Here is a 2,086-nt window from a genome sequence, read left to right on the forward strand (position 1 = left end):
GTAATCAAGAAAACACGACATTTTTTAAAAACAGATATGGGAACACATAGAGTAATTCCTTTATATTTATTTAATTTAGAATTATTATTAAAAAATAATTTGTTAGATAGCGCTCAATTTTTTATAGATGATTTAGAAAATTTACTGACCAGACAAGGATATTATTTTGAAAAGACTTATTTGCTTTTTTTAAAAGGTATTTATCTTATAAAAACGAATCAAGTAGAGTTAGGTAAAAAAGAATGTTCCAAAGCTATGAGAATATGTAAGGAATATAATGATAGTGTCACAATAGAGAAATTAAACAAGACCTTTAAATCAGATTTAAAAGGATTTGTTTTTTAAATAAAGTTAGACAGAAAATGAGATAAAAGAAAAAAGGATAGCCTCTCTGTGATGAGATGTTATCCTTTTTGATTATGAAACTATTGCAAATTAACCTTGTTTCTCAAGATATAGTAGGTTCCGAGATAAAAGATAGCTATGAAAATGAGTTCTTCAACAATACCTATGCTTGTTCCCATATAGAAATTATCATTAAATCCTGCAAGTGAATTGACATAGAAGTTAGCACTGGTATTGAAGAAGACTTCAATAAATCCAATGACGATTAGGATTCCAATGTAGGCTACAATAGCGAGTGCTGTACGGTATTCATTGAACAGTTGTCCAATAGAAATGGCCAAGTAAATGCAGAGGATTCCTGAGATTGTACTAAGCAGGAAGGATACCCCCATAAGAGAGAGTTGAGGAAGGTATGTTCCTACAAGTGGAATCAACTCAGAATTTGATATCCATTCTGGAACCGTTATAGTCACAATAATAACAGCACTTAGAGCCAGTACAGCCGAGCTAAGGATAGACCAGATGAAGGCTCCGACTAATTTAGCAGTGATGATATAGTGCTCAGAAACTGGCAAGGTCAAAGTCAGATAGCCTTGTCGGTCATATACACTACCTTTGAAGCGTTTAATGATTAAGAAAAGAGTTGAAATCCCCAGTGTAATTATCAAGCCACCGAAGACGAGAGCCAGAAAGATAAATAGGAAAGGTTGGCTATCTTTGAAAGATACATAAGAATAGTAGTGTCCTTGCATTCCTATGGGGACGGAAAGGACTAGCACGGCAGCGTAAAGGGCTAAATACCACTTGTTAACATTTTTAAATTCGTAGCGAACTAAATTCCAAAACATAATAATCTCCTTTGCTTAGGCCTTAAATTCCTGACGGAAGAGTTGGTCAATGGATTCACCTGACTCATAGCGAATATCATCTACATTTCCTTGACGAACGACTTTTCCGTCTTTGAGGAAGACAATTTCATCCAAGATTGGCTCAATATCAGAAATCAAGTGGGTAGAAATCAAAACGGTAGAAGTTGGGGAGTAGTTGTTGATAATGGTATTGAGGATATACTCACGGGCTGCTGGATCCACTCCACCAATGGGTTCGTCCAGAACGTAGAGACGAGCATCACGGCTCATAACCAAAATCAGTTGGACCTTTTCCTTGTTCCCTTTTGATAGTTTCTTGAGACGACTATTTTCATCAATGCCCAGGTCTGCAAGTAGATGATGGGCGCGTTCCAGATTGAAATCTTTATAGAAGGTCTTGAAGTAGGTTAGGGCTTCCTTGACCTTCATTTGCTCATTGAGATAGGTCGTATCTGGCAAATAAGCTACGATAGCCTTGGTTGCTGGGCTTGGGTCCATATCGTTAATCAGGACACGTCCTTGATCTGGCTGCAAGAGGCCATTGATGAGTTTAATCAGGGTTGTTTTTCCTGAGCCATTTGGCCCAAGAAGACCGACAATTTTTCCAGCTGGAATGTCAAGAGAAACATTTTCAAGGGCTGGTGTTGCTCCATATGATTTGGATACATTTTCAAATGCTAGTAATGACATAGGCTTAAACTCCTTTAATATAATCGCCGACTACGCCTGGTAGTTCTTCTTTTTCATAGCCAAAATGGGTCATGGAGGAAACGAAGTGTTCCAATTCTTCTTCCGATAATTGTTTGCGTGATTGGGCGATTAGTTCCTTATCCTCAGTCACAAATCGTCCAGTTGTTCGCTTGCTGTAGACA

2 protein-coding genes and 2 pseudogenes are annotated in these 2,086 nt (G+C 37.5%); 1 reads left to right on the forward strand and 3 read right to left on the reverse strand.

Translation table 11 applies throughout. The features are described 5' to 3' along the window. A pseudogene (locus QZ359_RS03450) lies at positions 1-345 on the forward strand (Rgg/GadR/MutR family transcriptional regulator); the annotation flags it as partial. An 80-nt stretch (positions 346-425) separates the two neighbouring features. On the opposite strand, the gene QZ359_RS03455 reads toward QZ359_RS03450, so the two are convergent. The 3 genes and pseudogenes from QZ359_RS03455 to QZ359_RS03465 all read right to left on the reverse strand — a co-directional run. Further along, positions 426-1,193 carry a hypothetical protein gene (locus QZ359_RS03455; RefSeq protein ID WP_000498768.1) on the reverse strand — a complete coding sequence of 256 codons (768 nt, stop codon included), beginning with the start codon at positions 1,191-1,193 and terminating at the stop codon, positions 426-428. Positions 1,194-1,208: 15 nt separating this feature from the next. Continuing rightward, a complete protein-coding gene (locus tag QZ359_RS03460; RefSeq protein ID WP_000054197.1) occupies positions 1,209-1,904 on the reverse strand; it encodes an ABC transporter ATP-binding protein in 696 nt (231 codons plus the stop codon). A 4-nt stretch (positions 1,905-1,908) separates the two neighbouring features. Next, a pseudogene (locus QZ359_RS03465) lies at positions 1,909-2,086 on the reverse strand (GntR family transcriptional regulator); the annotation flags it as partial.

It is taken from the genome of Streptococcus sp. (assembly GCF_019414905.1).
Taxonomy (GTDB): Bacteria; Bacillota; Bacilli; order Lactobacillales; family Streptococcaceae; genus Streptococcus.

Bases quoted from the DNA above. Each gene is read 5' to 3' on its own strand.
- QZ359_RS03455 (WP_000498768.1), bottom strand. From the start codon at position 1,193: ATGTTTTGGAATTTAGTTCGCTACGAATTTAAAAATGTTAACAAGTGG.
- QZ359_RS03460 (WP_000054197.1), bottom strand. From the start codon at position 1,904: ATGTCATTACTAGCATTTGAAAATGTATCCAAATCATATGGAGCAACA.